General features: G+C 74.6%; 28 protein-coding genes. 16 read left to right on the top strand and 12 right to left on the bottom strand.

The features are described 5' to 3' along the window. Positions 1-51 precede the first annotated feature (51 nt). The 5 genes from VE546_RS16605 to VE546_RS16585 all read left to right on the top strand — a co-directional run bounded on the left by VE546_RS16605 (position 52) and on the right by VE546_RS16585 (position 5,952). Positions 52-1,416 (top strand): bifunctional o-acetylhomoserine/o-acetylserine sulfhydrylase, encoded by a 1,365-nt coding sequence (locus VE546_RS16605; protein WP_324922982.1) that lies wholly within the window; start codon positions 52-54, stop codon positions 1,414-1,416. Next, entirely contained in the window at positions 1,413-2,630 is a 1,218-nt protein-coding gene (gene metX, locus VE546_RS16600; RefSeq protein ID WP_324922980.1) for a homoserine O-acetyltransferase MetX, read from the top strand. The genes VE546_RS16605 and metX overlap by 4 nt, the downstream gene beginning before the upstream one ends. A gap of 150 nt (positions 2,631-2,780) precedes the next feature. Continuing rightward, the gene (locus VE546_RS16595) at positions 2,781-3,866 is read left to right on the top strand and encodes an S-(hydroxymethyl)mycothiol dehydrogenase (RefSeq protein ID WP_324922978.1); all 1,086 of its coding nucleotides are present in this window, start codon (positions 2,781-2,783) and stop codon (positions 3,864-3,866) included. After that, positions 3,863-4,495, top strand: a complete 633-nt coding sequence (locus tag VE546_RS16590; protein WP_324922976.1) for an MBL fold metallo-hydrolase — start codon at positions 3,863-3,865, stop codon at positions 4,493-4,495. The genes VE546_RS16595 and VE546_RS16590 overlap by 4 nt, the downstream gene beginning before the upstream one ends. A 206-nt stretch (positions 4,496-4,701) precedes the next feature. Further along, entirely contained in the window at positions 4,702-5,952 is a 1,251-nt protein-coding gene (locus VE546_RS16585) for an alginate lyase family protein (RefSeq protein ID WP_324922974.1), read from the top strand. A 142-nt stretch (positions 5,953-6,094) separates the two neighbouring features. Here VE546_RS16585 and VE546_RS16580 read toward each other — a convergent pair whose 3' ends face one another. The 5 genes from VE546_RS16580 to VE546_RS16560 form a co-directional block, all read right to left on the bottom strand. Then, positions 6,095-6,517 carry a tautomerase family protein gene (locus VE546_RS16580; RefSeq protein ID WP_324922994.1) on the bottom strand — a complete coding sequence of 141 codons (423 nt, stop codon included), beginning with the start codon at positions 6,515-6,517 and terminating at the stop codon, positions 6,095-6,097. A gap of 214 nt (positions 6,518-6,731) precedes the next feature. Then, positions 6,732-7,301 (bottom strand): dihydrofolate reductase family protein, encoded by a 570-nt coding sequence (locus VE546_RS16575; RefSeq protein WP_324922973.1) that lies wholly within the window; start codon positions 7,299-7,301, stop codon positions 6,732-6,734. A gap of 370 nt (positions 7,302-7,671) precedes the next feature. Beyond that, positions 7,672-8,010 carry a GNAT family N-acetyltransferase gene (locus VE546_RS16570; protein WP_324922972.1) on the bottom strand — a complete coding sequence of 113 codons (339 nt, stop codon included), beginning with the start codon at positions 8,008-8,010 and terminating at the stop codon, positions 7,672-7,674. Then, positions 8,007-9,011: a pirin family protein gene (locus VE546_RS16565; protein WP_324922970.1), complete on the bottom strand. Its 1,005-nt coding sequence runs from the start codon at positions 9,009-9,011 to the stop codon at positions 8,007-8,009. The genes VE546_RS16570 and VE546_RS16565 overlap by 4 nt, the downstream gene beginning before the upstream one ends. A 142-nt stretch (positions 9,012-9,153) precedes the next feature. Beyond that, positions 9,154-10,203 (bottom strand): bile acid:sodium symporter family protein, encoded by a 1,050-nt coding sequence (locus VE546_RS16560; protein ID WP_324922969.1) that lies wholly within the window; start codon positions 10,201-10,203, stop codon positions 9,154-9,156. A 353-nt stretch (positions 10,204-10,556) separates the two neighbouring features. On the opposite strand from VE546_RS16560, the gene VE546_RS16555 reads away from it, so the two are divergent. The 3 genes from VE546_RS16555 to VE546_RS16545 are packed head-to-tail and all read left to right on the top strand — an operon-like array spanning position 10,557 to position 12,264. Continuing rightward, on the top strand, positions 10,557-11,174 hold the full coding sequence (locus tag VE546_RS16555; protein ID WP_324922967.1) for a DUF6230 family protein: 618 nt from the start codon (positions 10,557-10,559) through the stop codon (positions 11,172-11,174). Beyond that, complete coding sequence (locus VE546_RS16550; protein WP_324922965.1) at positions 11,165-11,560, top strand: DUF6114 domain-containing protein; 396 nt, start codon at positions 11,165-11,167, stop codon at positions 11,558-11,560. Before VE546_RS16555 ends, VE546_RS16550 begins: the two co-directional genes overlap by 10 nt. Beyond that, the gene (locus VE546_RS16545) at positions 11,557-12,264 is read left to right on the top strand and encodes a hypothetical protein (protein WP_324922963.1); all 708 of its coding nucleotides are present in this window, start codon (positions 11,557-11,559) and stop codon (positions 12,262-12,264) included. The genes VE546_RS16550 and VE546_RS16545 overlap by 4 nt, the downstream gene beginning before the upstream one ends. A 103-nt stretch (positions 12,265-12,367) precedes the next feature. On the opposite strand, the gene VE546_RS16540 is transcribed toward VE546_RS16545, so the two are convergent. Beyond that, positions 12,368-13,018, bottom strand: coding sequence for a TetR/AcrR family transcriptional regulator (locus VE546_RS16540; RefSeq protein WP_324922961.1), 651 nt, complete (start codon positions 13,016-13,018; stop codon positions 12,368-12,370). Positions 13,019-13,137: 119 nt separating this feature from the next. On the opposite strand from VE546_RS16540, the gene VE546_RS16535 reads away from it, so the two are divergent. Beyond that, on the top strand, positions 13,138-14,049 hold the full coding sequence (locus tag VE546_RS16535) for an SDR family oxidoreductase (protein WP_324922959.1): 912 nt from the start codon (positions 13,138-13,140) through the stop codon (positions 14,047-14,049). On the opposite strand, the gene VE546_RS16530 is transcribed toward VE546_RS16535, so the two are convergent. Next, the gene (locus tag VE546_RS16530; RefSeq protein ID WP_324922958.1) at positions 14,044-15,423 is read right to left on the bottom strand and encodes a nicotinate phosphoribosyltransferase; all 1,380 of its coding nucleotides are present in this window, start codon (positions 15,421-15,423) and stop codon (positions 14,044-14,046) included. The genes VE546_RS16535 and VE546_RS16530 overlap by 6 nt on opposite strands. A 439-nt stretch (positions 15,424-15,862) precedes the next feature. Between VE546_RS16530 and VE546_RS16525 the strand changes: the two genes are divergently transcribed. Together VE546_RS16525 and VE546_RS16520 are read left to right on the top strand one after the other, a co-directional pair. Further along, positions 15,863-16,120 (top strand): DUF1876 domain-containing protein, encoded by a 258-nt coding sequence (locus VE546_RS16525; protein WP_324922956.1) that lies wholly within the window; start codon positions 15,863-15,865, stop codon positions 16,118-16,120. 61 nt (positions 16,121-16,181) lie between these two features. Continuing rightward, complete coding sequence (locus tag VE546_RS16520; protein WP_324922954.1) at positions 16,182-17,171, top strand: Acg family FMN-binding oxidoreductase; 990 nt, start codon at positions 16,182-16,184, stop codon at positions 17,169-17,171. Positions 17,172-17,286: 115 nt separating this feature from the next. Here VE546_RS16520 and VE546_RS16515 read toward each other — a convergent pair whose 3' ends face one another. Then, positions 17,287-17,571: a DUF1540 domain-containing protein gene (locus VE546_RS16515; protein WP_324922952.1), complete on the bottom strand. Its 285-nt coding sequence runs from the start codon at positions 17,569-17,571 to the stop codon at positions 17,287-17,289. A 313-nt stretch (positions 17,572-17,884) separates the two neighbouring features. Here VE546_RS16515 and VE546_RS16510 point away from each other — a divergent pair, with 313 nt between their 5' ends. Both VE546_RS16510 and VE546_RS16505 read left to right on the top strand, forming a co-directional pair. Next, positions 17,885-18,775 (top strand): universal stress protein, encoded by an 891-nt coding sequence (locus VE546_RS16510; protein ID WP_324922950.1) that lies wholly within the window; start codon positions 17,885-17,887, stop codon positions 18,773-18,775. A 111-nt stretch (positions 18,776-18,886) separates the two neighbouring features. Beyond that, positions 18,887-19,513, top strand: a complete 627-nt coding sequence (locus VE546_RS16505) for a DUF4389 domain-containing protein (RefSeq protein WP_324922949.1) — start codon at positions 18,887-18,889, stop codon at positions 19,511-19,513. 29 nt (positions 19,514-19,542) lie between these two features. On the opposite strand, the gene VE546_RS16500 is transcribed toward VE546_RS16505, so the two are convergent. From VE546_RS16500 to VE546_RS16490, 3 genes are all read right to left on the bottom strand, one after another. Further along, positions 19,543-20,547: a 2-hydroxyacid dehydrogenase gene (locus tag VE546_RS16500; protein ID WP_324922992.1), complete on the bottom strand. Its 1,005-nt coding sequence runs from the start codon at positions 20,545-20,547 to the stop codon at positions 19,543-19,545. A gap of 171 nt (positions 20,548-20,718) precedes the next feature. Then, positions 20,719-21,456, bottom strand: coding sequence for a peptidoglycan-binding domain-containing protein (locus VE546_RS16495; RefSeq protein ID WP_324922948.1), 738 nt, complete (start codon positions 21,454-21,456; stop codon positions 20,719-20,721). Further along, positions 21,456-21,674 (bottom strand): twin-arginine translocation signal domain-containing protein, encoded by a 219-nt coding sequence (locus VE546_RS16490; protein WP_324922946.1) that lies wholly within the window; start codon positions 21,672-21,674, stop codon positions 21,456-21,458. Before VE546_RS16490 ends, VE546_RS16495 begins: the two co-directional genes overlap by 1 nt. Before the next feature lie 327 nt (positions 21,675-22,001). On the opposite strand from VE546_RS16490, the gene VE546_RS16485 reads away from it, so the two are divergent. Continuing rightward, the gene (locus VE546_RS16485; RefSeq protein WP_324922945.1) at positions 22,002-23,270 is read left to right on the top strand and encodes a hypothetical protein; all 1,269 of its coding nucleotides are present in this window, start codon (positions 22,002-22,004) and stop codon (positions 23,268-23,270) included. After that, positions 23,267-23,635 (top strand): hypothetical protein, encoded by a 369-nt coding sequence (locus VE546_RS16480; RefSeq protein WP_324922943.1) that lies wholly within the window; start codon positions 23,267-23,269, stop codon positions 23,633-23,635. The genes VE546_RS16485 and VE546_RS16480 overlap by 4 nt, the downstream gene beginning before the upstream one ends. A gap of 129 nt (positions 23,636-23,764) precedes the next feature. Here VE546_RS16480 and VE546_RS16475 read toward each other — a convergent pair whose 3' ends face one another. Then, positions 23,765-26,188 carry an ATP-binding protein gene (locus VE546_RS16475; RefSeq protein ID WP_324922941.1) on the bottom strand — a complete coding sequence of 808 codons (2,424 nt, stop codon included), beginning with the start codon at positions 26,186-26,188 and terminating at the stop codon, positions 23,765-23,767. A 229-nt stretch (positions 26,189-26,417) separates the two neighbouring features. Here VE546_RS16475 and VE546_RS16470 point away from each other — a divergent pair. Beyond that, on the top strand, positions 26,418-26,682 hold a 265-nt coding region (locus tag VE546_RS16470; RefSeq protein ID WP_324922939.1), incomplete at its 3' end, for an AfsR/SARP family transcriptional regulator.

The following is a 26,682-nucleotide window of genomic DNA, read 5'->3' as shown; positions in this document are numbered from 1 at the left end:
CACCCGGCACCCCCCCTCACCTCCCTTCCCGTTCCCTCACCGAGGAGTGACATGAACCAGCCCATCGACGCCGTCACCGCAGGCCACGGAACCGGCCGGGAGCCGGACGGCGACCCCGCCCGCGCCTGGTCGTTCGAGACCCGGCAGGTGCACGCCGGAGCGGCCCCCGACCCGGCCACCGGAGCGCGGGCCGTGCCGATCTACCAGACCACCTCGTTCGTCTTCGACAGCACCCGGCACGCGGCCGACCTGTTCTCCCTGGCCGAGCCCGGCAACATCTACACCCGCATCCACAACCCCACCCAGGACGCCTTCGAGCAGCGGGTGGCCGCCCTGGAGGGCGGGGTGGCGGCCGTCGCCACCTCCTCCGGACAGGCCGCCGAGACCCTGGCGATCCTCACCCTGGCGTCCGCGGGCGACCACCTGGTGTCCGCCGCCTCGCTCTACGGCGGCACCTACAACCTCTTCCGCCACACCCTGCCCCGGCTGGGCATCGAGGTGAGCTTCGTCGAGGACCCCGACGACCTCGACGCGTGGCGGGCGGCGATCCGGCCGAACACCAAGGCCCTGTTCGCCGAGACGCTGGGCAACCCCCGCGGCAACGTCCTGGACGTCGCCGCGGTGGCCGGGGTGGCGCACGCCGCGGGCGTCCCGCTGATCGCCGACAACACCGTGCCCACCCCGTACCTGCTGCGTCCGCTGGAGCACGGGGCGGACATCGTCGTGCACTCGGCGACGAAGTTCCTCGGCGGGCACGGCACCACGCTCGGGGGCGTGGTGGTGGACGGCGGGACCTTCGACTTCGGGGCGCACGCCGAGCGCTTCCCCGACTTCAACGAGCCCGACCCCAGCTACCACGGGCTGCGCTACTGGCCCGACCTGGGGCCGAGCGCGTACGCGGTGAAGCTGCGGGTGCAACTGCTGCGCGACCTCGGCCCGGCGATCGCCCCCTTCTCCGCCTTCCTCCTCCTCCAGGGCCTGGAGACGCTGTCGCTGCGCCTGGAGCGGCACTCCGCCAACGCCCTCGAACTGGCGCGGTGGCTGGAGCGGCGTGACGAGGTGGCCGCGGTGCACTACGCGGGGCTGCCGTCCAGCCCGTGGTACGAGACCGCGCGGCGCTACCTGCCGCGCGGCGCCGGGGCCGTGCTCGCCTTCGAGCTGCGCGACGGGGTGGAGGCGGGCAAGCGCCTGGTGGACGCCGTGGAGCTGTTCAGCCACCTGGCGAACATCGGCGACGTGCGGAGCCTGATCATCCACCCGGCCTCGACCACGCACAGCCAGCTCACCGAGGCCGAGGCGGCGGCCACCGGCACCACCCCCGGGCTGGTGCGGCTGTCGGTGGGGATCGAGGCCGTGGAGGACCTCAAGGCCGATCTGGAGGCCGGTTTCCGGGCGGCGAAGGGCGCCTCCTCGTGACGGACCTCCGGCACGCCGGACGGGCGGTCACCGGGCAGCGGCAGGCGCCGCCGTCCGGCCCGCCCGCCCCGGGCGGCACCCGTCCCGCCGGGCCGCCGCCGGCGACCGGGGCCTGGCAGGACGGCGACCCGCCGGGGGACCGGCGCTGGGTGGAGCTGCCGCACCCCCTGCCCCTGGAGGGAGGGGACGTCCTGCCGGGGGTGCGCATCGCCTACGAGACCTGGGGGTGCCCGGCACCCGGCGGGGACAACGCGGTGCTGGTGCTGCACGCCCTCACCGGCGACAGCCACGCCGCCGGACCGGCCGGGCCGGGCCACCCCACCCCGGGCTGGTGGGACGCGCTGATCGGCCCGGGGCGTCCCCTGGACACCGACCGGCTCTTCGTGGTCGTCCCGAACGTGCTCGGCGGCTGTCAGGGCACCACCGGCCCGGCCTCCCGCCACCCCGACGGAAGGCGCTGGGCGAGCCGGTTCCCGCGCCTGACGGTCCGCGACCAGGTGGCCGCGGAGGTCCGCCTGGCCGAGTGGCTGGGCATCGACCGCTGGGCGCTGGTGGTCGGCGGCTCGATGGGCGGGATGCGGGCCCTGGAGTGGGGGGCGACCCACCCGGAGCGGGTCTCCCGGCTGCTGCTGCTGGCCTGCCCGGCGGCGTCCGGCGCCGAGCAGATCGCCTGGGCGTCGGCGCAGTTGCACGCCATCCGCGCCGACCCCGCCTGGCGCGGCGGCGAGTACCACGACGCCGGGCCGGGCGGCGGCCCCCACCGCGGGCTCGGCGTGGCCCGGCGGATCGCGCAGGTGACCTACCGCGGCGGGCCCGAGCTGCGGGAGCGGTTCGGGCGCCGTCCGCAGCCGGGCGAGGACCCGCGCTCCGGCGGCCGGTACAGCGTGGAGTCCTACCTCGACCACCACGCGGACAAGCTCGTCCGCCGCTTCGACGCGGGCAGCTACGTGGTGCTCACCGAGGCGATGAACGGGCACGACGTGGGCCGGGGGCGGGGCGGCACCGCGGCCGCCCTGCGCCGGCTCACCATGCCCACCCTGGTCGCCGGCATCGACACCGACCGGCTCTACCCGCTGTGGCAGCAGGAGGAGCTGGCCGCGGGCGTCCCCGGCGCCGACGCGGTGCGGGTCGTCCACTCGCCGTACGGGCACGACGCCTTCCTGCTGGAGACCGGGCAGGTCGGGGCGCTGGTCCGGGAGCTCCTGGGGGAGTAGCCCGGCGGGTGTCCGGCACGAACGGCCCGGCCTCGCGCGGTACGGCCGCCGGTCTGGGTACGTCTGGGGGAGACGGTCCCGCCGGACCGCCGGCAGGCGGCGGTCCGGCGGCGGGCCGGTCGCGTCGGCAACGAGAAGGGGCGTGCAGGGATGTCGCAGAAGGTGCGGGCGGTCGTCGCCCGGGGCAAGGAGCAGCCGGTCGCCGTGGAGACGGTGGTGGTGCCCGATCCGGGGCCGGGGGAGGCGGTGGTGCGGGTCCAGGCGTGCGGGGTGTGCCACACCGACTACCACTACCGGCAGGGCGGGATCACCGACGACTTCCCGTTCCTGCTGGGGCACGAGGCCGCGGGCGTGGTGGAAGAGGTCGGCGAGGGGGTGGAGGAGGTGGCGCCCGGCGACTTCGTGATCCTCAACTGGCGGGCGGTGTGCGGCAGGTGCCGCGCCTGCCGCCGGGGGCGGCCGTGGTACTGCTTCGACACCCACAACGCCCGGCGGAAGATGACCCTGGAGGACGGCACCGAACTGACCGCGGCGCTGGGCATCGGCGCGTTCGCGGACAAGACCCTGGTCCACGCCGGGCAGTGCACCAAGGTCGACCCGGCCGCCTCGCCCGCGGTGGCCGGGCTGCTGGGCTGCGGGGTGATGGCCGGACTCGGGGCGGCGCTCAACACCGGGAACGTCCAGCGGGGCGACAGCGTGGCCGTGATCGGCTGCGGCGGCGTGGGCGGGGCGGCGGTGATGGGCGCCGACCTGGCCGGGGCCGGGCGGATCGTCGCCGTCGACATCGACGACCGCAAACTGGAGGTCGCGCGGAAACTGGGCGCCACCCACACCGTCAACTCCCGCGACACCGACCCGGTGGCGGCCGTCCGGGAGCTGACCGGCGGCTTCGGCGCGGACGTCGTCATCGACGCGGTGGGCGTCCCGGAGACCTACCGGCAGGCGTTCTACGCCCGCGACCTGGCCGGCACCGTGGTCCTGGTCGGGGTGCCCACCCCCGAGATGAGGCTGGAGCTGCCCCTGCTGGACGTCTTCGGCCGCGGCGGCGCGCTGAAGTCCTCCTGGTACGGCGACTGCCTGCCCAGCCGGGACTTCCCGATGCTGATCGACCTCCACCTCCAGGGACGGCTGGACCTGGACGCCTTCGTCACCGAGACCATCGCGCTGGACGGCGTGGAGGAGGCGTTCGACCGGATGCACGCCGGGGACGTGCTGCGCTCGGTGGTGGTCCTGTGACGGCCGCCCGCATCGACCACCTGGTCACCTCCGGCACCTTCTCCCTGGACGGCGGCACCTGGGAGGTGGACAACAACGTGTGGATCGTCGGCGACGACAGCGAGGCACTGGTCGTCGACGCCGCCCACGACGCCGACGCCATCGTCCGGGCGGTCGGCGGCCGGCGGGTGACCGCGATCGTGTGCACCCACGCCCACGACGACCACATCGACGCCGCCCCCGCCCTGGCCGGGGCCACCGGCGCGCCCGTGCTGCTCCACCCCGACGACCTGCCGCTGTGGCGGCGGACCCACCCCGACCGCGCTCCCGACGGCGAACTGGCCGACGGACAGGTCCTCACCGTGGCCGGGGTGGAGCTGACGGTGCTGCACACCCCCGGCCACGCCCCCGGCGCCGTCTGCCTGTACGCGCCCGCCCTGGGCACGGTCTTCACCGGCGACACCCTCTTCGCCGGCGGCCCCGGCGCCACGGGCAGGTCCTTCTCCCACTTCCCGACGATCATCGACTCCATCCGGGAGAAGCTGCTGACGCTTCCGCCGGAGACGGTGGTGCGCACCGGCCACGGCGAGCACACCACCGTCGGCGCCGAGGCCCCCCACCTCCAGGAGTGGATCGACCGCGGGCACTGAGACCCGGCGCGGCGCGGGAGAGAGCGGGCGTGCCCGGCACCGCGGTGCCGGGCACGCCCGCGGCGGTGGGGCGGGACGACGGGGACCTTGACGCGGTATTGGTCCAGTCCTATGGTCTCCCCCCAGCTCCATGTTCACGTCAAAGATAGTGATTCACGTACGTGAACATCGGTGCGGACCCCCCACGCCCCACGAAGGGAACCCCCATGCCCCGACGTCCGTCGCCGAGGAGGAGAGGGCCGCTCGCCCTGCTCGTCACCCTGACGGCCGCCCTCGCCACGGTCCTGCCCGCAGGTGCCGCCCCCACTGCCGCCACCGCCGCCGCGCCGCCCGTCCGGCCCGCCGCCCCGGCCCCCGCCGAGGCCGCCGCCCCGGCCGCCTTCGTCCACCCCGGAGTGCACGTCAGCCGCGCCCAGCTCGACTTCGTCCGGTCGAAGGTGCAGGCCGGCGCGGAGCCCTGGAAGAGCGCGTACGACCAGATGATGGCCTCCCGGTACGCCTCGCCGTCGCGGACGCCCAAGCCGCGACCCGTCGTCGAGTGCGGCTCCTACTCCAACCCCAACCACGGCTGCACGGACGAGCGCGAGGACGCCATCGCCGCGTACACCAACGCGCTGGCGTGGTACATCACCCGCGACACCCGGTACGCCGACAAGGCGATCGAGCTGATGGACGCCTGGTCCGCGGTGATCCGGGACCACACCAACAGCAACGCCCCGCTCCAGGCCGGCTGGGCGGGCTCCGTCTGGCCGCGCGCCGCCGAGATCATCCGCCACGCGTACGGCGACTGGCCGAACGCCGGGCGGTTCGCCGCCATGCTGCGCGACGTCTACCTCCCCGAGGTCATAGGCGGCTCGGACAGCAACGGCAACTGGGAACTGACGATGATGGAGGCCGCCGTCGGCATCTCCGTCTTCCTGGAGGACCGGACCGGCTACGACCGGGCCGTGACCCGCTTCCTGAACCGCGTTCCGGCGTACGTCTACCTGGAGTCCGACGGCGCCCTGCCCAGGACCGTCCCCGGCAGCTCGCGGGACACCCGTGAGGAGATCATCGGCTACTGGCACGGACAGACCACCTTCGTCAACGGGCTGACCCAGGAGACCTGCCGCGACTTCACCCACACCGGCTACGGCATCTCCTCGATCTCCCACGTCGCCGAGACCTCCCGCATCCAGGGCCAGGACCTCTACCCGCAGGTGGGGGAGCGGCTGCGGCACGCCCTCGGCTTCCAGGCCAGGTACGAACTCGGCACGGCGGTGCCGTCCTGGCTGTGCGGAGGCTCGGTCAAGCCCGGTCTGGGCCCCGTCACCGAGGTCGGCTTCAACGCCCTCCACCACCGCCTGGGCCACGCCATGACCAACACCCGGACCCTCACCGAGAGCCGCCGCCCGGCGGGCACCAACAACCTCTTCGTGGCCTGGGAGACCCTCACCCACGCCGAGAACCCCTTCTGAGGTTCCGGGGCGGGGCCCTCCGCCGCGACGGCGGCGACACGGCGACGGCGACGGGCGCCGCGCGCACGGCCCGGCCCGGGTGCCGCCCGGGCCGGGCCGCGCGGCCACGGCCCGCTCCCGGTCGCCGGACGGGCCGGACCCGCTAGTCCCCGGCCGTCGGCGGCGGGCCGGCCGCATCGGGGGGAAGGACGTACTGCGCCACTCCGTCGCCCAGCGACCAGTCGGCCGACTCGTTCTCGGTCAGGGTGACGAACACGTTCCGCGGTTCGGTACCCGCGTACTCGTGGGCGAGTTCGGCGATCCGCCGGTACAGCGACTGCTTCTGCGCGGGCGTGCGCCCCGAGCGCAGTGTGATCGCGACGTACACGATGCCGTCGTCGCGGTGCACCCCGAGGTAGTCGTCGTAGCGCAGCGTGCTGCCGGTGCCGTCGTGCCCGGTCAGGACCTGGAACCGGTCGTTGGGCGGAATGCCGATCGTCTCCACCAGGGCGTCGTGCACGGCGCGGCCGAGCGCGTCGAGGCGGCCGCTGTCGGCCCCCAGCGCGTCGATGCGGACGAACGGCATGTCGGCGGTCCCCCTCCGGAGCGGTCGGATCATGGCGCGCCTGTGCATGCTAGTGCCACCTCAGGCAATGTTTGACCGGTCCGCTACCGGCACCTTGGGGCGATGTCCCCCGTCGATATGTCCGCCGTTCGGGGCCACAGCCAGCGCGGGGCAACGTGACCCCGAGCCGTCGTTCCGTCGCGAGGGAGCGGCCAACGTGCCAGGACAAAACATGTCAAGTCGTAACTCGTGTGGGCCGGTATTGCAGGGCTACTGCCCCCGACCGGAACTCATGGCGGTCCACGAGCTCGAGCTGGATGCGCTCGCGTAGGCCGGCGAGCAACGTCGGCCCGTGTCCGGCAAGGACCGGATGAACAAGGAACTCGTACTCGTCGATCAGTCCCAGATCTGCCAACGCCAGGGGGAGCGTCACGCCACCCACCCACAGGCTCTCGCCTGACTCCTGCTTGAGCCGCTGAACCGCTTGCCCCAAGTCGCCTCGCACCAGGTCGGCATTCCAATCGACCCCGCTCAGCGTGCTCGACACGACGTACTTCTTCGCCCGGTCGATGGTCTCGGCGAACGGGATCTGCCACTCATCCATCCAGTCAGGCCACGTGCCCGTGGCCGGCTTCCGCCACGCCGACTCCATCATCTCGTAGGTCACCCGGCCGAATAGCAGGGCATCGGCTCGCTCCATCTCAGCGGTCCAGTAGTGCATCGACTCCTCGTCCGGGGGGAGCCCTGCCTCGTGATGGCAGCAGCCGTCGAGCGTGACGTTGATCGAGTATCGAAGTGGTCTCATCTCGTTGCTCTCCCTTGATGCGCACCCCGCGTTCACCGGACCGTACTCAGACCACTGCTGGCGCCATTTCTCATCGGCGCCCCGATCGCACTTACTCCGACGCCGTCGTGATGCGAACCAGACCGCAAACCGAGCACGCGACCGATTCGGCGCTCGGGGCGTTCAGGTTCGCAACGGGACGGCGCGCATAACGCTCGACTTCGATGCACGGTGCCGCGTCACCTACCGCCGGCTCAGGGTCAACGACGAACGTCGCAAACGTTGCCTGACGCGGCACTAGTTGGTACGACAACGGGACGTCACCGCGTCGGTCCGCTGCGTGCTCGTCAGCCGGTGGCGGCCGCGTCCTCCCGCGCCGCGGCGGGGCCGGTCAGTGCGGCGTCCCGTCGAGCCACTGCAGGATCTGCGGGGTCACGGGGTCGGAGATGCCGGCGAACTCCTGGTGCCTGCGCAGGTGTGCGGCCACGTAGGGGCAGACGGGCACGACGTGCTTCCCGGCGTCGCGGGTGTCGGCCAGTGCCTGCCGGACGAGGACGGAGGCCAGGCCCCGGCCGGTGAAGGCGTCGTCGATCTCGGTGTGGTGGAAGACGCGCTGCCCGTCGCGGTCGCGGTAGGCGGCGAAGCCGATCGTTTCGCCGCCTACGCGGATCTCGTAGCGGTGCAGGCGGTCCACCCGCTCGACGACGGGAGCGGTCGCGGGCCGGGTCATCGGGTGCCTCCCGGGGGCGGGGCGGGGTTCCTGCGCGGGGTGAGGACGGCGTTCGGCAGGGCGGGCGCGGGAAGCCGGTCCCCGTCGTAGCCCTCGACGCCTCCGAACCGGTCGGACGCGTCCTGCCACTCCTGCCGGGCCCGGACGATCTCCTCGTGGCTGCGGCCCACGAAGTTCCACCACATGACGATCTGCTCGCCGAACGGCGGCCCGCCGAGCAGGACCGCCCGGGCGGGGGCGTCCGTCTCGTTCGTCAGCGTCAGCGTCCGGTGCCCGGGACCGCGGTAGCCGAGTTCGGCCGGGTGCAGCAGGGTTCCCGCCATGCCGATGCGCCCCCGGTCGACGAGGAGGCCGTGTTCGAAGCCGGCGTCCGTCGTCAGGGTGGTCGTGGCGCGCGGCTCCAGGGTGAGTTCGGCGCCCAGCAGGGGTGTGAAGGCCGGCACCGGGGAGGTGTCACCGGCGAGGGACCCCAGGAACACCCGTGCCTCGCCCCCGTCCACCCGGACCGGGCGCGGGACGTGGTGCCGGAAGTCGCGGCCGGTGTGCCGGTGCCGCTCGGGCAGGGCCACCCACAACTGCACACCGTGCAGGACCGTGGTCCGGGCGGTGGAGACCTCCGAGTGGCTGATGCCGTGTCCGCTCGTCATGAGGTTCAGCTCGCCCGGCCGCACGAGGGCGTGGCTGCCCAGGCTGTCGCGGTGCTCGATCTCCCCGCTGAAGAGCCAGCTCACCGTCTGCAGGCCGGTGTGGGGGTGGGGAGGGACGTCCATGCCGCCCGTTCCGGCCACGTCGTCGGGGCCGTAGTGGTCGGCGAAGCACCAGGCGCCGATCAGCGTCCGGGCCCGCTGCGGCAGCGTGCGCCGCACCGTCATCGCCCGCGGGCCGCCCAGGGGGACCCTCCGCGGGGAGAGGACCTCGACCCGCGACGCCGGCGGTTCCGGCCCGTCCGGGAGGGAGGCCCGGCAGCGCAGCTCCGCGGGTTGCGTCTCGGTGTTGCTCACGGCACGGCGCCTCTCGGGTCGGCGATGATTCCGTGTTCAACCATCACGCGGTGACAAGGGCGACGATACTCCCGCGACGAGCACGGCGCACCGGCAGCGGCGGGCGCCGCCGGTGCCGGTGCGCGCGGACGCGGGCCGGTCGTCAGCGTTCCGCACCGCCGCCGGTCGGCCGGCGGCGGGAGCGGCGGGTGAGCCAGGCCGCGGCCAGGGCGCCCGAGACGTTGTGCCAGACCGAGAAGACCGCGGCGGGCAGGGCCGCCGCGGGGCTGAAGTGCGCCGCCGCCAGCGAGGCGGCGAGGCCGGAGTTCTGCATGCCGACCTCGAAGGCCAGGGCCCGGCGGGCCGGGACGCCGAGCCGGCCGATCCTGCCCACCGCGTAGCCGAGGACCAGGCCGAGCCCGTTGTGCAGGACGACGGCCACCAGGACCGTCGCCGCCGCGGCCCTGATGGCGTCGGCGCTGCCGGCCACCACGACCGCGACGATGACCCCGATGGCCAGCACCGAGAGCCAGGGCAGGACGGGAAGCGCACGGGTGACGTGGCGGCCGGCCAGGAGCCGTACGGCCAGGCCGGCGAGCACCGGCAGCAGCACGGTCTTGAGGATGTCGCCCACCATCGAGCCCGCGTCCACGGGGAGGAACTCACCGGCCAGCAGGAGCGTCAGCGCGGGCGTGACGAGCGGCGAGAGGAGGGTGGAGGCGCTGGTCACCGAGACGGACAGGGCCACGTCCCCGCGCGCCAGGTACGTCACCACGTTCGACGCCGTGCCGCCGGGCGCGCACCCCACCAGGATCACGCCCGCGGCCAGTTCGGGGGAGAGGCCGAGCGCCTCGGCGACCAGCCAGCCGGTCCCCGGCATGATCACGTACTGGGCGGCCAGGCCCAGCGCGACCGCCCGGGGGCGCCGCAGCACGCCCCTGAAGTCCGGTGGGGTCATGGTGAGGCCCATGCAGAACATCACCACGCCCAGCAGATAGGGCACCGAGGGTGCCCAGCCGCCGAAGGACGACGGGCTCAGCAGCCCGGCCGCGCCCGCGAGCAGGACGAACAGCGGGAAGACGGTGACGGCGCGGCGGGCGTCGCGGTCCGCGGACGCGGCGGCGGGACCGGGGGCGGGCGCGGGGCTCCGGTCCTGGTCCCGGTGGTCCTGATGCTTCTGGTGCTCTTGGTGGTCCTGGTGTTCCGGTCGCATTCGTGTGATGGAACGTCCGCGGAGGCGTCCCCGGCAAGACCGCCTCGCGGTGCGGCCCTCCCGGCCGTCCGCCGCGGGGCCGTCCGTTCCGGCCGGGGAGGGGTGCCCGCGAGGGGCACCGCGGCCCGTCCCGAATGACCGAAAACCGCCTGCCGGGCACCTTGCCAGTGACCGCTGGCGTACTTACAGTCAGGCTACTCGCCGGTATTGACATGTTCATTAATACCGGACGCCCCCGTGTGCGCCCCGTGGGCGCGGGGTGGAGCCGCACCACCGAAAGCACCGATCCACGCTGTCGATCTGCCAGAGGCGTGTCCGCGACGGGATCGCGGGCGCCGCCGGAGGGGTGTGTGATGAAGGACGATCGGGAAAGACCCGCCACGGGACGCGTCAGATGGCGCAGGTTCGCCGTCGTCGCCGTCCCGGGCTTCACCGTCACCGGCGTACTGGCCGTCGCGCTGGCCCAGGGGGCCCTGGCCGCGTCGTTCGCCGTGTCGGGGCAGCAGTTCAAGGTGTCCGCGGACCGGCTCACCGGCTCGGGCTTCGTGCAGTACGGGAGCGTGGACGCCAACGTCCGCGACGAGCTGCTGCCCGTCGCCGTGACCGGCATCCGGGAGGCCAGGCTCGAAAGCCTGTGCCAGTCGGTCGTCACCACCCTGCCCGTGCTCGGTGACATCTCCCTGAACCTCACCGCGGGCAGGGAGAAGCCGGTCGAGGCGACCGACCTGTTCGTGGACGCCACCCAGCTCTCGGGCGACGCCTCGTTCAGGAACATCGAGATCGGCCGCGACGCCTCCACGCTGGACAAGGGCCCCGACGGCGCACAGGGCATGCAGGACGCCTTCTCCCAGCAGGCCGACACCCTCCAGATCAGCAACCTCAGACAGGTCGCATGGGCCACCAACGCCGGCACGTTCAAGCTGTCCGGGCTGAGCATGAAGATCAGCAAGGGCAAGCGCGAATGCTTCTGAGATGGCGGCGCTGGCGCAGGAGCCGGCCGTTCTGGGGAGGGCTGGTCACCGTCGCCGCGGGCGTGGAGCTGGCCGTCATCCCCCTGGCCCCGCTGGAGGTCATGCTGCACCAGGGGGTCGCGGGAGCCGCGTCCGTCCTCCTGGGTGCCGTCATGGTCGTGCTGGGCCTGTCGGCCTGGTTCGCGCCCCAGTACCGCTCGCTCGCCGGAATCCTCACGGCCATGGTCGCCGCGGCCGCTCTGGTGCTCTCCAATCTCGGCGGCTTCCTGATCGGGACGGTCGCCGGTGTCATCGGCGGTGGACTGGTCTTCGGCTGGCAGCCGGACACCGCACCGCCGTCTCCCCAACCCACCCCCCAACCCTCACCTTCCGAGGAGACAGCATGACGCACCGCTTGACGCCCCGGATCCCCCGTACGCCGGTGGCCCTCGGCACCGGCCTGGCCACCGCCGCCGCCCTGGCGCTGGCCGGAGCCGGTACCGCGGCGGCCGAGCCGGCCGCCGTCGCGGGCCCCACGACGGTCACCCCCGCCGGCCACTACTTCCAGGCCAACCTGGCCGGCACCGCCACCTTCAAGGCGGGCTCGGTGACCGTGACCTGCACGGTGTCCACCTCGGCGCCCACCTCCCCGCTGGGCACCAACGCCAACAACAGGATCCCGGACGCGCCGGGCAACACCAACGCCGCGGGCCCGGTCTCCGGTCCCATCAACCCGCCCACCTACAGCTCGTGCCGGACCAGCATGCCGGGCGTGTCCGCGGCCATCACCACCACCGGCACCTGGGGCGTCTCCGTCCAGTACGGGACGCCGTCCACCGCGAACCTGACCATCCCCAAGGGCGGCTTCGTCCTGAAGACCAGCGGACTGGCGAGCTGCACCGTGACCGCCGCTCCCAACGGGGACGCCACCGTCGCCGGGAGCTGGACCAACGGGGCGCCGTCCCGGCTGTCCTTCTCGGGCGTCTCCGTCCCCGTGACCGTCGTCGGCGGGTTCGGCTGCCCGACCAGCTCCACCAGCTCCACCTTCAGCGTCGCCTACAACATCACCGACGTGACCGACCCGGCGTCGCAGATCACCGTGACCGGGTAGCCCGGCGGACGGCGGTCCACGTCCACAGCGGGGCCCGGGCGGCGAGCCGGCCGCCGTCCGGGCCCCGTCGCGTCGCGCACCGGGTGCGCGACGCGACGCGGTGTCAACCGTGCTCCCCCCGCTGTCCTCCCTGCGGGGACCCGCCGTGAGGCCGGGGACGCAGCCCGTTCAGGGCGGCCTCGACCACGGCGTCGGCGAACCCGGCCGTCAGCGGCCCCTCGCGGTGCAGCCAGCGCCTGTGCAGCGGCCCCCAGATCATGTCGACGGCCACCTCCAGGTCCACGCCGGGGGCGAGCTGCCCGGCGTCCCGCGCCGCCCGCAGGCGACGCAGCTTGAGCTCCCTGACCGGCCGGTCCAGCCGCTCGGCGAAGACGGCGGCGAGGTCCGGGTCGAGGAGGACCTCGACGGTCAGGGCGCGCATCGGCTCGCTGAGGCGCGGGTCGTTCAGCTCCTCGACGGTGGCGCGGAGCACCGTCTTCAGATCGGCCTCCAGATCACCGGTGTCGGGCAGTTCCGCGGCTCCCTCCCCCCGGCCCTCGGAGAGCATCAGCAGCGCGTCGACGAGCACCGCGCCCTTGGAGGGCCACCAGCGGTAGATCGTCTGCTTGCCCGCCCCGGCCCGGGCGGCGATGCCCTCGATGCTCAGCCGGGCGTACCCGACCTCCCCGACCAGTTCCAGCGCGGCGTCGAGGATGGCCCGGCGGGTGGCCTGGCTGCGCCGGGAGGCGTCGGGGGTTCTCCGCTGCGTCGTCATCGGGGGAAGCGTACCGAAGCAGAGACGAGACGGTCCGTCTTGCGGTCCCGGAGGGCGCGCGCCTACAGTGAGGAATCGAGACGAGACGGTTCGTCTCGCCAATTGTCCCAGGAGCGCCCATGACCCCCACCCCCGCGACCACCACCCCCACCACCACCCCGGACGAGTCCTCCGCCGGACGGGTCTGGTTCATCACCGGAGCGAGCCGGGGGCTGGGCCGGGCCTTCACCCGGGCCGCGCTCGCCGCCGGCGACCGGGTGGCCGCCGCGTCCCGCACCCTCACCACACCGGAGCCGCTGGAGCCGGAGGCCACCGAACACGGCGACCGCCTGCTCGCCCTCCCCCTGGACGTCACCGACCGCGCGGCGGTGCACGACGCCGTCGAACAGGCGGTACGGCACTTCGGACGCCTCGACGTCGTCGTGAACAACGCCGGATTCCTGGCCTACGGAGCGGTCGAGGAGTTCGGCGAGGCCGAGGCCCGCGCCCAACTGGAGACCAACTTCTTCGGCCCCCTGTGGGTCTGCCAGGCCGTACTGCCCCACCTGCGCGCCCAGCGCTCCGGGCACATCGTGCAGATCTCCAGCATCGGCGGACTGGGCGGCTTCCCCTTCACCGGCCTGTACAGCGCCAGCAAATTCGCCCTGGAGGGCATGAGCGAGGCCCTGGCCGCGGAGGCCGCGGGATTCGGCGTCAAGCTCACCATCGTCGAACCCGGCGGGTACTGGACGGACCTCTACACCACCGGACTGGCGGCCACCGAGCCCCTGGACGCCTACGCGCCGCTGCGCGCGGAGATGGAGAGGACGATGGCCGAAGGGTCGGTCGACAGCATGCCGCACCTCGCCGCCGAGGCCCTGATGAAGCTCGTGGACAGCGAGGACCCGCCGCTGCGGCTGCTGCTCGGCAGCGTGGTCTACGACCTGGCCCTCGACCTCTCGCGCCGGCGCATGGACACCTGGGCGGCCTGGGAGGAGACCAGCCGCGCCGCCGAACACGCCGTCCCGATGCCCGAGGGGTACGGCTCATGAGGCCCCGCCGGTCGCCCCCCTCGCCCGGCCGCCCGCCCTCCGGTCCCCGATGCGCCGGCGGACCTCCCCGGTGAGGCGGGCCAGGGCGGCGGAGACGGCGGCCTCCGGCGGCACCGGGTCGTCGATGCGCCGGGCCTCCCCGGGCAGCCCGGCCAGATCCGCCGCCAGGCGCTCGCGGGCGACCGCCAGCGGGGCCGGCCCGGCGGTCCGCCGCCCGCCGGACATCACCGTCTCCAGCACGGGCGCGGCGCCCGGCGGCGGGACCTCGTCCCGCAGCCCCACGGTGTCGGTGAGGCCCGGACCCCGGAACACCTGCTTGGCCCCCGGGGCGGTCACCTTCGCCGCCGACAGCTTCATCACCGGCCGCCCGTCGTAGGAGACCAGCTTGTAGGCGGAGTCCAGGTAGGGCGCGTCGGCGCTGACGCCCACCCGGGTGCCCACGGCGCAGACGTCGACCGGGGCGCCGGAGCGCACCAGACGGTCGATGCCGTACTCGTCCAGGCCGCCGCTGACGACGATCCGCACCTCGGGCAGCCCGGCCGCGTCCAGGATCCGCCGCGCGCGCACGGCCAGCCCGCCCAGGTCGCCGCTGTCGATCCGGATGCCGCAGCCGGGCCCGTACCCCAGGTCGTGCAGCACCCGCGCGGCCACGGCCACCCCCTCCTCGGTGTCGTAGGTGTCCACCAGGAAGGTCACCGGGCCCGGGTGGGCGCGGGCGAAGGCGCGGAACGCGGCCTCCTCGTCCCCGTACGCCTCGATGTAGGAGTGCGCCATGGTGCCCACCGCCGGCAGGCCGTACGCGGTGGCCGCGGCGACGTTGCTGGTCCCGGCGAAACCCGCCAGCGAGCCCAGCCGGGCCATGCGCAGCCCGGCCTCGATCCCCTGCGTGCGGCGCAGCGAGAAGTCCACGACCGGGCGGCCGGCCGCGGCGAGCACGCAGCGGACCGCCTTGGAGGCCACGGCCGTCTGATGGCTGAGCTGGTTGAGCAGGCAGGTCTCGACGAACTGCGCCTGCGGCAGCGGGGCCGTCACCTCCAGCAGGGGCTCCCCGGCGAGCACCACACGCCCCTCCGGCACGGCCCGCACCTCACCGGTGAACTCCAGCCCCCGCAGCGGTTCGAGGTCCGCCACGGGCCGGTGCAGCGCATCGGCGAAGGCGGCCGTCTCGGCGGGGCCGACCCGCAGCCCCTCCAGGTACGACAGCGCCGACTCCAGGCCCGCGGCCACCAGGAAGCCGCGCCGCGGCGGCAGGTCGCGGACGAACAGGTCGAAGACCGCCTCGCCGGTCATGCCCTCGCGCAGGTACACCAGGGCCATGCTCACCTCGTAGAGATCGGTGGTGAGCGCTCCCGGCACCGTCATCTGCCCACTCATGGCCGACTGTCCACTCATGGCCGACGTCCCATCCGTCACCTGCGGAGCGGCCGCTTCGGCGCGCGAGGGGGAAGTACCGGGAACCTCCGGCCCGGAAACCCCGCCCCGCGGGTCCGCCGTCCGATGGAACCCCCGCGGCCCCGGGAGTACCGTGGAAGGACAGGGCAGGGCGCGCATCGACGCCGAGGAGGTGTCGTCGATGCCCGAGAAGACGAACACCGGGGCCGGCGGGCGCGCCACGCCCGGACGGGCGGCCCGGACACCCGGGCGCCCGCCGAACACCACGGGGAGCGGGGAGGCCGGGGAGACGGCACCCGCCCCCTTCCCGCGGCCGGACGACCCGGACGACCCGGGCCGACCGCATCCACCGCGACCGTCCACCGCAATCCACCGCAACCGGCACCACCACACCGGTTCGCACCACGACAGGGAACAGGCCATGCCACAACACACACAGGACTGGCAGGTCCGCCTCCACCTCTTCGAGGAGGAGGGGACGACGAAGGCGCACGCGGTGCTGGACCTCGGGGGCACGGCGGTCACCGGACAGGGCGTCGCACGGCGCAACCCCCGCGACAGGGACATCCCGGAGATCGGCGACGAACTCGCGGCGGGACGGGCGATGAACGACCTGGCGCAGAAACTGCTCACCATCGCGCAGACCGACATCGAGGGCATGTCCCACCCCGGTCCCTGACACCCCCTCCCCGCACCGGGAGGCGCGGCGCCACGGGCGGGCGACGGCCAGGAGGACCGGGATGAGCGCACGGCCGCTTTCCGAGGAACTCGTGGTGGCACTGGTCGACGACGCCACCACGGCCCCGTCCATGCACAACGCCCAGCCCTGGCGCTTCCGTTACCTCCGCGGCGACCGCCTCTTCGAGGTGCACGCGGACTTCGGGCGCGCCCTGCCGCACGCCGACCCCGACGCCCGCGCCCTCCACATCGGCTGCGGCGCCGCCCTGCTGAACCTGAGGGTCGCCGTCGCCCACGCCGGCTGGCGCCCCGTCACCCGGCTGCTGCCGGACCCGGACGACCCCTCCCTGCTCGCCACGGTGCACCCGGCCGACTCCGACGGCGGCCCCAGCGACCTCGCCGCGCTCCACCCGGCGATCCGCCGCCGGCACACCAGCCGCCGGCCGTACGCGGAAACCCCGATCCCCGCGGCCCTGCGGTCCGCCCTGGCCTACGCCGCCCGCCGGGAAGGCGCCCTGCTGGACTTCCCCGGCCCGTGGCACCTGCGCTGGGTGCTGGAGTTGTTCGAGGAGGCCGAGGCCCGCAACCGCACCGACCGGGGCGAGGAGGAAGACCTGGAACGGTGGGCCCGCGCCGATCCCGCGGCCGGCTCCCCGGAGGACGGAATCCCCGAGGACGCCTTCGGGCCGCGCAGGCGCGACGGCCGGGCCCCGGTGCGCGACTTCGCCGGCACCAGGCGGGTGCCCGGGCGACAGGCGGCGGACTTCGAGCGCTTCCCCCAACTGGCCCTGCTCAGCACGCTCCGCGACCACCCCGAGGACTGGCTGCGGGCGGGCCAGGCCATGGAGCGCGTCCTGCTGCTGGCCACTTCCGAGGGCCTGGTCGGCTCACCCCTCACCCAGGCCGTCGAATGGCCCGACCTCCGCTGGCCGCTGCGCGACCCCGTCACCGGAAAGGGACAGGTGCAGACGGTGCTGCGCCTGGGATACGGCCCCCCGGGCCCGCAGACCCCGCGCCGCCCGCCGCGGGAAGTGCTCGACATCGACCCCTGACCGGCCCGCCCCCGCTCCGTTCCGGACGGCCCGGGACACCCGGCCCCGGTTCCGGGGCGGCGGGGCGGACCCGCCGCCCCGGAACCGGACCCCCGGGCGCCACCGCGAGGAGCGGCTACCGCGGGGAGTAGGTCAGGCAGTCCGCCGCGTCCTGCCGGGCCCCCACCGAGATGCCGCTGGCCTGGCACTCGAAATCGGTGTTGTACCGGCAGTCGGACATCTTGCAGGCGCCGACCTGGCCGGTGGCCGACGGGCTGCCGCCCTTGCGCGGGGCGGTGAAGTAGGTGTCGCAGTGGGCGTGCAGGGGGTCGCCGACGGTGATGGCCAGCGCGTGGCAGCCGCGGTCCCTGTTGTACGCGCAGGCCTCCACCGCGCACTCGGTCACAGCAGGCATCTCCATGGGGCTCTCCTGAGGCTCTCTCGGCGGTCGGCTTCGGATACGGCCGCTACCAGGGTGGTGCCCTCCCAGACCGGAGCCGTCCGCGGAAACGCGAGAGTTCACCCGAAGGGCGGGACAGCGGAACCGCCATGGCCGTCCTCCCTTCGGAAGTGAAAAAAGTGTGCCAAGCAGGGCCTTGGGGGTGACCGGCGGGGGCGGCAGGACCTCCCGGCACGGTCCCGGCGGGCGGAACCCAGCCGTCCGGGGGTACCCGGCACGGACCCGGGGGCGGGGCGGATCGCCGCTCCGCCCGGAGACCTGGAGGGACGCGGCCATGACCCGCACCGTCGTCGTGGGCCTGGACGGCTCACCCGAGAGCCTGGCCGCCGCCGACTGGGCGGCCCGCGAGGCGCTGCTGCGCACGCTGCCGTTGCGGCTGGTGCACGTGGAGGAGGCGGACTCCCATCCGCATCCGCTGTCCGTCCCGGACGCCGGGAGCCGACAACGGCGGCAGCGGGCGCCGGACGAGGTGGCGGCCGGCCTCGCCCGCCGCCACCCCGCGCTGGACGTCGCCGTCGAGCACCTGGCGGGCCGGCCGGCCGAGGTGCTCCAGGGGACCGCGGACGGGACCGACCTGCTGGTCCTGGGATCCCGCGGCAGGGGTGCCCTCGCCGCTCTCCTGGCCGGCTCCGTCCGCCTGTCCACCGTGGCCCGCGCCGCGTGTCCGGTGGTGCTGGTCCGGGCCGGGCCCGCCGGGACGGAGGGGACGCACGCCCCCTCCGCGGAGGAGGCCCCGCACCGCGACACGGTCCTGGGCCTGGACCTGGGCAAGCCGTACGACGAACTCATCGCCTTCGCCTTCGACACCGCCGCCCGGCACGGCACGGGGCTGCACGTCGTCCACGGCTGGGAGCCGCCCGCGGTCTACGGCATCCACCCCGCCGCCCTCGGGCCCCGTCCGGTCGACGACCTGACCGCGGAGCGGGCCGGGACCCTGGCGGGGGTGCTGCGCCCCTGGCGCGAGGAGCACCCCGAGGTGGAGGTCAGGGCGGAGGCCGTGGTCGGCAGGCCCGCCCACCGTCTGCTGGAGGCGGCGGCCGGCGCCTTCCTGGTGGCCGTCGGCCGGCACCGGCGCCGTTCGCCGCTGGGCCACCACACCGGGCCGGTCGTCCACGCGCTGGTGCACCACTGCACCGCACCCGTCGCCGTCGTCCCGCACGACTGAGCCGCGCCCGGCGCGGAAGCGCCCGGCCCCCGCGCCCCGCCCGCAGGCGCCGCCGCACGGAAGGAGCTGATCACCGTGGCCTCTCAGACACCAACCCCTCCCGTCCGGCCCGTGACGGTGGAGGCGGTGCTGGACGAACCGCTGTCCCGGTGGTTGTGGCTGGTGAAGTGGTTCCTGCTCATCCCGCACTACGTGGTGCTGTTCTTCCTGTGGATCGCCTTCACCGTGGTGAGCGTGATCGCGTTCTTCGCCATCCTGTTCACCGCGCGCTACCCCCGGCCGCTGTTCGACTTCAACGTCGGCGTGCTGCGCTGGAACTGGCGCGTGACCTACTACGCGCACGGCGCGTTCGCCACCGACCGCTACCCGCCCTTCAGCCTGGCCCCGGTGCCCGACTACCCGGCGCGGCTGCACGTGGCCCACCCCGAGCGCCTCTCGCGCGGTCTGGTCCTGGTGAAGTGGTGGCTGCTGGCGATCCCGCACTACATCGTGGTCGGCATCCTCCTGGGCGGCGCCGGCGGGGACGGCTGGTGGTACGCGGGGCTCATCCCGGTGCTGGCGCTGTTCGCGGCCGTCGCCAAGGCCGTCACCCGCACCTACCCGAAGGGCCTGTTCGACCTGGTCGTCGGGCTCAACCGCTGGGTGCTGCGGGTGGTGGCCTACGCGGCCCTGATGACGGACGCCTATCCGCCGTTCCGGCTGGACCTGGGCGGCGCCGAACGGGGGCCCGGGCCGTGATCCGCGGGCCGGCGGGCCGCGGGGTCCGCTCAGCGCGGGGCGGACGGGGGCACGAGGGTGTTGTCGCCGGTGCGCCCGGCCAGGTGGTCCTCGACGTTGCGCGCGGTGGCCCGGACGATCTGGCCCACCGCGTCCCGGGTGAAGTACGCCTGGTGCGAGCTGACCAGCACGTTGCGGAAGGTCATCAGCCGGGCGAGGGTGTCGTCGGTCATCACCTCCAGGGACCTGTCGAAGAAGAACAGCCCGGCCTCCTCCTCGTAGACGTCCAGGCCCACGCCGTCGAGGCGGCCCGCCCGCAGGGTCTCCACCAGCGCGTGGGCGTCGATCAGGCCGCCGCGGCTGGTGTTGATCAGGACGGCGTCGTCCTTCATCCGGGCCAGGGCGGCGGCGTCCACCACGTGGTGGGTGTCGGGCACCAGCGGCAGGTGCAGGCTGATCAGGTCGGACTCGGCGAACAGCCGGTCGCGCTCGACGTACTCCATGCCCAGGGCCAGGCACTCGGGGTTCTCGGCGATGTCGGAGCCGAGCAGGCGCATGCCGAAGCCCGCGGCGATGCGGGCGAAGGCGGCGCCGATCCTCCCGGTGCCCAGGACCCCGGCGGTGCGCCCGTGGAAGTCGCGTCCCAGCAGGCCGTCGAGCCGGAAGTCGAAGTCGCGGGTGCGGGCCACGGCCCTGGCCACCCGGCGGTTGACCGCGAGGGCCAGGGCCCAGGCGAACTCGGCCACCGAGTGGGGGGAGTAGGAGGAGACGCGGGCGACCGACAGGCCCAGTTTCCGGGCCGCGTCCAGGTCGATGTTGTTGTAGCCGGTGGCGCGCTGGGTGACCAGCCGGGTGCCGCCGCGCGCCAGGGCGGCCAGGACCTCCGCGTCCAGGACGTCGTTGACGCTGCTGCAGACGACCGCGCAGCCGGCGGCCGTGGAGGCGGTGTCCCGGTTGAGGACCAGGTCCAGGCAGCGCAGCCGGTACCGTCCGCCGAACGCCTCCTCCAGCAGGGGCCGCTCGTCGGCCACGACCCCGTAGGCGACGATGTCCACCGCTTCCTCCACCGCTGTCTCCCTCGTCTCCGCCGGCCTCTTCCGGTTGGTCCTTCCCGTCCGGCGGGACGCGATGCCCGCGCCCCGCCGGACGGGGAAGCCGCCGCCGGGCCGCCTCCCGCCGGACCGGGGCCGAACGGGCCGCCTCGCCCCGCCGTCCCGCCGGACGGGTCAGCGGAAGGACTCCTCCCAGGTCTTCGGGCCGACGACGCCGTCGACCGGCAGGCCCCGCTCCGCCTGGAACCGCTCGCACACGCGCCGGGAGCGCGGGCCGTACCGGCCGTCCACCCCGATGGTCCAGCCGAGGTCGCGCATCCGCTGCTGCCAGACGCGTACGCCGGGGTGCTCGATGCCCGGCGGGTAGGCGAAGACGACACCGGGCCAGGCCGGGGGGCCGGCGCCGGGCTCCAGCGAGCCGTCCTGGACGTAGGAGGAGAGCCCGCCGGGGCAGGCCGTGGGCGTGTGGTCGCTGTGGCGGTTGATCCCGCGGCCCGCGCCGCCGATGTCGCGCAGGTGGGCGATCGACCAGCGGAAGGCGTCCAGCAGCCGGTCGGTGACGGTGTCGTAGGCGGTCGTGGAGCCGCCGGTGAGCGCGCACACCGCGTACCAGTTCTGGTTGCCGGAGGAGGTGCCGTTGGCGGCGGTCCGCACGCCCGGCCCCCGGCCCTCGAAGACGTATCCGTGGACGCACACCAGGTGGGTGTAGGCGATGTCGGCCCATCCGTTGGTGTCCATGTGGTGGTTCTGGATGCCGCGCACCTGCCCGGCGCAGTCGCCGTGGTCGGAGCGGGCGGTGCGGGTCGGGCCCACGTGGTGGACGGTGACGCCGCCGTGCTCCGGGGTGATGTTGGTGGGCCGGCTCCGGGGGGCGCGGCCGCCCCAGGCCGCACGGGGGACGAAGGTGGCCATCAGACGCCCGCCCACTTCAGGTCGCACTGCCCGCCGGCGTCGGGGGGTTCGCCGAGGAAGGCGGCCTCCGGGGACGCGGGGGCGAGGACGGCCGGGAGCCCGGTCCGGGCGGACGCCGTACCGGGCCAGAGGGTGGGGAGGACGGCCGCGCCGGCGACGGCTGCCGCCGCCTTGCCGGTCAGGGCCAGGAATCCGCGTCGGGTTGGTCTGGGGGACAACGTGCTCTCCTGCCGCCGAAGGGATGAGGAGCGGGCACCGGTTCGCTTCCGGCCCGCCCGGCGGCCGGGGCGGGAGCACCCGGCACGGCGGAGGAGGCGGGTGCCCGTTCGCTGCGGTGCGGAGGGGCCTACCCGCGAACACGAGTGCCAGGCTCGTCCATATCGGTGATTCACACCGGTGGTCACGGACCGCACCGCTCCCCGGGGTGCTCCCGGGGCCGTGGCGGGCGCTGCAAGGTTTCGGCAAGGCGGCGGCAAGGAAACCGTCCACGCCCCCGGGGCATCCCCCGTCCGACGCACCGAATCGTCGACACATGGGGGATGTTCATGTCCGCTCCGAACAGAGGCACGGAGGGGCCCGCCGTGCTCCGGCAGGGCCAATGGCTCACCCGGCCCGGCTGCAAGCGCGTCCTGGTCGTCGCGCACACCATGACGTACGCACAGCGCCTGTGCGGTGTCTTCTCGCTCCTGGAGTCCGACCCGCGGATCCAGGTGGTCTTCACCGTCGCACCGCACGCGTTCGGCGGCGGCGTCACCCGCTACCTGCAGGACCTCGGCATCGGCGTGGTCCCGTGGGAGCTGGCGGTGGACGCCGAGTTCGACCTGGCCCTGGCGGCCGGCTCACGGGGGATCGACCAGGTGCGGGCGCCGGTGGTCCGCATGTCGCACGGTGCCGGGCACATCAAGCTCCTGCGGGCGCCGGAGGAGCCGGAAGATCGGGAGGAGCCGGGTGCGGGCGCCGCACGCACCCCCGGGATGCTGAGCCGGCGGCACCTGGTCCGCGACGGCCGGGTGGTGCCCGCGGCAATCGCGCTCGCGCACGAGCAGCACCGGGAGGAGATGGCGCGCTCCTGCCCCGAGGCGCTGCCGAGGGCGGTGGTGGTCGGCGACCCCTGCCACGACCGGATCACCGCGAGCCTGCCGCACCGGGAGGAGTACCGCCGCGCGCTCGGACTCACCGGACGCCAGCGGCTGGTGTTGTTCACCTCCACCTGGGGGCCGTCCTCGTCGTTCGGCCGGTTCGAGGCACTGCTGCCGCGGTTGCTGGACGAACTGCCCCGGGACCGCTACCGGGCGGCTGCCCTGGTCCACCCCAACGTGTGGGCCGGGCACGGCGACTGGCAGATCAGGGCGTGGCTGGCCAGCTGCCGTCGCCGCGGGCTGACCCTCCTGCCGCCGGAGGCGGACTGGCAGGCCCCGCTGGTCGCCGCGGACTGGATCGTCGGCGACCACGGGTCGGTGACCGCGTACGGCACGCTGACGGGTGCGCCCGTCCTGCTGGCCCGCTGCCCCGGCGAGGAGATCTCGCCCGCCTCACCGGCCGCCCGACTCGCCCGCGTCGCCCCCGCGCTGTCGCCGCTGCATCCGCTGGAGGACCAGTTGCGGTACGCGGCCGAGGAGTACCGGCCCCGGGAGTACGCGGACGTCGCGGCGCTCCTGACGTCCGAACCCGGCCGGTTCAACCGCCTCATGCGCAGATTGATGTACCGGCTGCTGGGCATCGGCGAGCCGGCGTACGCGCCCGCCACCGAGGCCGTCGCCGTTCCCCCGCCGCTGGACCACTGGGAGGCGCGGATTCCAGGGGTGCCGGCATGACGGCCGGATCGGCCGTGCGGGTCGGCGCGCTGTCACCGGCCGGTCTGCAGACCGCCGTGGTGCGGGCGGTGGCCCCGCCGCGGTGCTCGGCGGTCACCGCGCCCTTCGCCGACGTCCATCTGCGCGCGGACCCCGACACGCCGAGAGGCATGCGGTGGACCGGGTGCGCGGACGTCCTCAGCGGGCGGCGACCGCTTTCCGTCCGGCGGGCCGGGCTCCGGGTGGCCCGACTGCTGGACCGCCATCCGGGCTGCCTGGTCGCGGTGGTGCCCCACACCGGCGGCGGTTGCGTGGCCGGTGTCCGCGGCGGCCGGCTGCTGGACGTGCTGCCGGTGGCCGCCGGTGCGCGCCTGTCGGCGGGGTAGTGCGCCGTCCTCGCGTCGTTCCTGCACGCCTGGCTGGTGGCCGGTCGGCCCGTGGAGGCGCTGGGGGCCGTGGTCCTGTGGCGGCCGGGCGGCATGCTGTGGGCACGCGTGGTGCGGACGTGAGACCGGCTACGGGAGGGGGTTCGGGGGACCGTCCGCGGTGCGCGACGCCCGCAGCCGGTCCTCCAGCCGCCGCGTGTCGGCGGGGCTGAGCGGCCGGTAGAGGTCCAGGGACCGCCGGAACCGCTGCCGGGCCCGTTCCCCGTCACCCGCCCGCAGGGCCGCCTGCCCGAGCAGTTCCAGAGTGCGGGCCTGCCAGTGCCGGGAGCCCGTCGCTTCGAAGTCCGCGAGGGCCTGGCGCAGCCGCCGCTCCCCGCCCTCGGTGTCGCCCCCGCACGCCAGGGCGTGGCCGAGGAACGCCAGCGCCCGCGCGGCGTCGTAGGTGTCCCCGGCCGCCGTCAGGTCGGTGTGCGCCCGGGACAGGAGCCCGGCGGCCCGGTCGTGGTCGCCGCGGGCCAGCGCGACCTCGCCCAGGCACAGTCGTGACAGCGCGGCGCCGCGCCCGTAGCCGATGAACTCGCGCAGGGCGAGCGCGCGGACGAAGAACCCCTCGGCCTCCGCCGGCCGGCCGGCGCGCAGCCGCGCGTTGCCGAGCCCCTGGAGGGCCTGCGCCTGTTGGCGTACGTCTCCGTCCTCCTCGGCGTGCCGCAGGGCTTCCTCGTACCATTCGGCCGCCTCCTCGGTCCGGCCTGCGTCGCGCAGTCCGTTGGCGCCCGAGGTGAGCATCCGTCCCACCGCCCGCCGGTCCCCGGCCCGGCGGGCGGCGTCGAGGCCGATGCGGTGGGCCTCGATCCACAGCTCGGTGGGGCGCAGGCGCAGGAAGAGGGGCCACATGGCGTCCACGAGCTGCCAGGCGGTCGTGTCCCAGCCCGACTCGACACTGGACCGCACTGCGGCCATCAGGCTCTGCCGGTGGGAGTCCAGCCAGGCCAGCGCCATTCCGCCGTCCTGGAAAGGGACGGGGACGGCGGGACGGTGGACGTAGTCGCGGGCCAGGTCGCGGTGGCTGGGGGAGAGGATCGCCTCGGCCGCCGTGGCCGTGAACAGGCACCAGTCCACGAACCGCCGCGTCAGCTCCCGGCGGGCCTCGGCCGTCTCTTCGGCCTCGCCGCGCTGGGCGGCGTGCAGCCGCACCAGATCGTGGAAGCGGTGGCCGTCCGGGCCGGTGTCCTCCAGCAGGTTCGTCTCGATCAGCAGGTCCAGCGTCCGCTCGGCGTCGTCCGGGGACAGGGCACAGGAGGCGGCGACCATCGGCGTGTCGTAGTGGGTCACCGGCAGCAGCCCCAGGCGCCGGTAGGTCCGTGCGGCTCCGTCGGGCAGGGCGCCGTAGGACTCGTCGAGGGCCGTGCGGACCGCGGCCTCCCCTTCCACCCGCAATGCCTCCAGGGGACCGTGGCGCCGGGCCAGCGCGGCGGCCACCGTGGACAGCGGCTGCCGGGGCCGAGCGGCCAGGTGGGCGGCGGCCAGGCTCACGGCCAACGGCAGGAAGGCGCACAGCCCGACCACGCGGCGGGCGGTCTGGGGATCACGGGTGACCCGGTCGCCGCCGCCGGCGCGGCGGAGCAGTTCCAGGGCCGCGCCGGGATCCAGCGCGCCCAACTGGTGCACGGTCGCGCCGTCGACGACCAGACCGGTCAGCCGCTGTCGGCTCGTGACGACGACGAGGCCGCCGGGCGTCCCGGGGAGCAGCGGTCTCACCTGCGCCGCCGTGTACGCGTTGTCGAGCATGACGGCCAGGCGCAGGTCCGCGGTCACCGAACGCCACAGCGCCACCCGCTCCGCGGGATCGCCCGGGACCGCCATCACGCCCAGGGAGCGCAGGAAGCGGTCGAGGACGGTGAGGGGATCGGCCGGACCGGCGGGCGCGTGGCCGCCGAGGTCCGCGTACAGGTGCCCGTCCGGGAAGTCCTCGGTGAGCCGCCGCAGCCACCAGGACGCCAGGGTGGTCTTCCCCACCCCGGCGGGGCCGCTGACCACCACGAGCTGCGGTGCGGAGCGGGGATGACCGGCGCGCAGGGCGTCCAGGGCCCGCAGGTCCTCCTCCCGGCCCGCGAAGTGAGCTGTGACGGGCGGTAACTGGCGCGGCGTCGGCGGACGCCGCGGGGTGGGGGCCTGGTGCACGTGGATGCCGCCGTGGACGTCCCGGGCCTGCACGGCCGCCCCCTGGATCCGGACGGCGCCGCCGATCGTGTTGGTGTGCCCGCTGTCCGCGCCGGAGGGGGCCCGGTTCTCCAGCCAGCTCCGCAGGGCGCCGAGCAGACGGTCGTCCCCGGCCGCCCGCCGCGCCAGAGTGATGGCCAGATTCCGTACGTCCGCCGGTGCCGGAACGTCGCACTCCGACACGGCCGTCCACGCCGCAGCCAGTTCCGCGTCCGGCTCACCGGCGAACTCCAGGAGGCGTGCCAGCCCGTCACGGGCGGCACGGGCCCCATCGGCGTCACCGGGCACCTGGGCCCGGCCGAGCGCTTCCACCAGCGGTTCCTCGTCCAGCATCGGTCCCCCCGTCCCCCTTTCCGGTGCGCCCGTGCGGCGGCCGTGGGCGCTTGCACAGGCCGCCCCCGGACGGCAATCCCCGTCCTATGGATTCCCGGCGCGGACGGCCTTTGACCGCGTGCCGTGACCGCGACCGGTTTCGGTCGATGTGGTGACGCTCTCTGGCTCGCCGCCGCGCCGCGCTGTCATGCTTCTGCCACGCGGGGCGGTACCGGCGAGAGGGGCGCTGGTGGAGTTCCGGATACTGCTTTTCGGGCCCGTCGAACTGCGGGTCGGCGATGGGCGCAGCGGGCTCGGCTCGGGAAAGGGAGGCCGGGTCCTCGCCGCGCTCGCCTGGGACGCGGGCCGCTCGGTGCCCGTCGACACGCTGATCCGCCGCGTCTGGGACGACGACCCGCCCGAGAGGGCCCACGCCAGCCTCTACACCTACGTGTCGCGCATCCGCAGGACCGTACGGGACCTGGGCCGGCCGGGCGCGCCGCCGCTGACCGGGC

The organism is Streptomyces sp. (assembly GCF_035644915.1).
Taxonomy (GTDB): Bacteria; Actinomycetota; Actinomycetes; order Streptomycetales; family Streptomycetaceae; genus Streptomyces.
The sequence above is the reverse complement of the archived record's forward strand: the minus strand, read 5'-3'. Positions and strand labels throughout refer to the sequence as shown.

Excerpts from the sequence above, each read along its gene's own strand:
- VE546_RS16530 (WP_324922958.1), bottom strand. The coding sequence starts at position 15,423 with ATGAGTGGGCAGATGACGGTGCCGGGAGCGCTCACCACCGATCTCTAC.
- VE546_RS16560 (WP_324922969.1), bottom strand. The coding sequence starts at position 10,203 with ATGCGACCGGAACACCAGGACCACCAAGAGCACCAGAAGCATCAGGAC.
- VE546_RS16580 (WP_324922994.1), bottom strand. The coding sequence starts at position 6,517 with ATGCCGTTCGTCCGCATCGACGCGCTGGGGGCCGACAGCGGCCGCCTC.
- VE546_RS16480 (WP_324922943.1), top strand. The coding sequence starts at position 23,267 with ATGACGGCCGGATCGGCCGTGCGGGTCGGCGCGCTGTCACCGGCCGGT.
- VE546_RS16555 (WP_324922967.1), top strand. The coding sequence starts at position 10,557 with ATGAAGGACGATCGGGAAAGACCCGCCACGGGACGCGTCAGATGGCGC.
- VE546_RS16475 (WP_324922941.1), bottom strand. The coding sequence starts at position 26,188 with ATGCTGGACGAGGAACCGCTGGTGGAAGCGCTCGGCCGGGCCCAGGTG.
- VE546_RS16520 (WP_324922954.1), top strand. The coding sequence starts at position 16,182 with ATGAGCGCACGGCCGCTTTCCGAGGAACTCGTGGTGGCACTGGTCGAC.
- VE546_RS16550 (WP_324922965.1), top strand. The coding sequence starts at position 11,165 with ATGCTTCTGAGATGGCGGCGCTGGCGCAGGAGCCGGCCGTTCTGGGGA.
- VE546_RS16595 (WP_324922978.1), top strand. The coding sequence starts at position 2,781 with ATGTCGCAGAAGGTGCGGGCGGTCGTCGCCCGGGGCAAGGAGCAGCCG.
- VE546_RS16535 (WP_324922959.1), top strand. The coding sequence starts at position 13,138 with ATGACCCCCACCCCCGCGACCACCACCCCCACCACCACCCCGGACGAG.
- VE546_RS16570 (WP_324922972.1), bottom strand. The coding sequence starts at position 8,010 with ATGACCCGGCCCGCGACCGCTCCCGTCGTCGAGCGGGTGGACCGCCTG.
- VE546_RS16510 (WP_324922950.1), top strand. The coding sequence starts at position 17,885 with ATGACCCGCACCGTCGTCGTGGGCCTGGACGGCTCACCCGAGAGCCTG.
- VE546_RS16515 (WP_324922952.1), bottom strand. The coding sequence starts at position 17,571 with ATGGAGATGCCTGCTGTGACCGAGTGCGCGGTGGAGGCCTGCGCGTAC.
- VE546_RS16605 (WP_324922982.1), top strand. The coding sequence starts at position 52 with ATGAACCAGCCCATCGACGCCGTCACCGCAGGCCACGGAACCGGCCGG.
- VE546_RS16575 (WP_324922973.1), bottom strand. The coding sequence starts at position 7,301 with ATGAGACCACTTCGATACTCGATCAACGTCACGCTCGACGGCTGCTGC.
- VE546_RS16545 (WP_324922963.1), top strand. The coding sequence starts at position 11,557 with ATGACGCACCGCTTGACGCCCCGGATCCCCCGTACGCCGGTGGCCCTC.
- VE546_RS16485 (WP_324922945.1), top strand. The coding sequence starts at position 22,002 with ATGTCCGCTCCGAACAGAGGCACGGAGGGGCCCGCCGTGCTCCGGCAG.
- VE546_RS16525 (WP_324922956.1), top strand. The coding sequence starts at position 15,863 with ATGCCACAACACACACAGGACTGGCAGGTCCGCCTCCACCTCTTCGAG.
- VE546_RS16495 (WP_324922948.1), bottom strand. The coding sequence starts at position 21,456 with ATGGCCACCTTCGTCCCCCGTGCGGCCTGGGGCGGCCGCGCCCCCCGG.
- VE546_RS16585 (WP_324922974.1), top strand. The coding sequence starts at position 4,702 with ATGCCCCGACGTCCGTCGCCGAGGAGGAGAGGGCCGCTCGCCCTGCTC.
- VE546_RS16540 (WP_324922961.1), bottom strand. The coding sequence starts at position 13,018 with ATGACGACGCAGCGGAGAACCCCCGACGCCTCCCGGCGCAGCCAGGCC.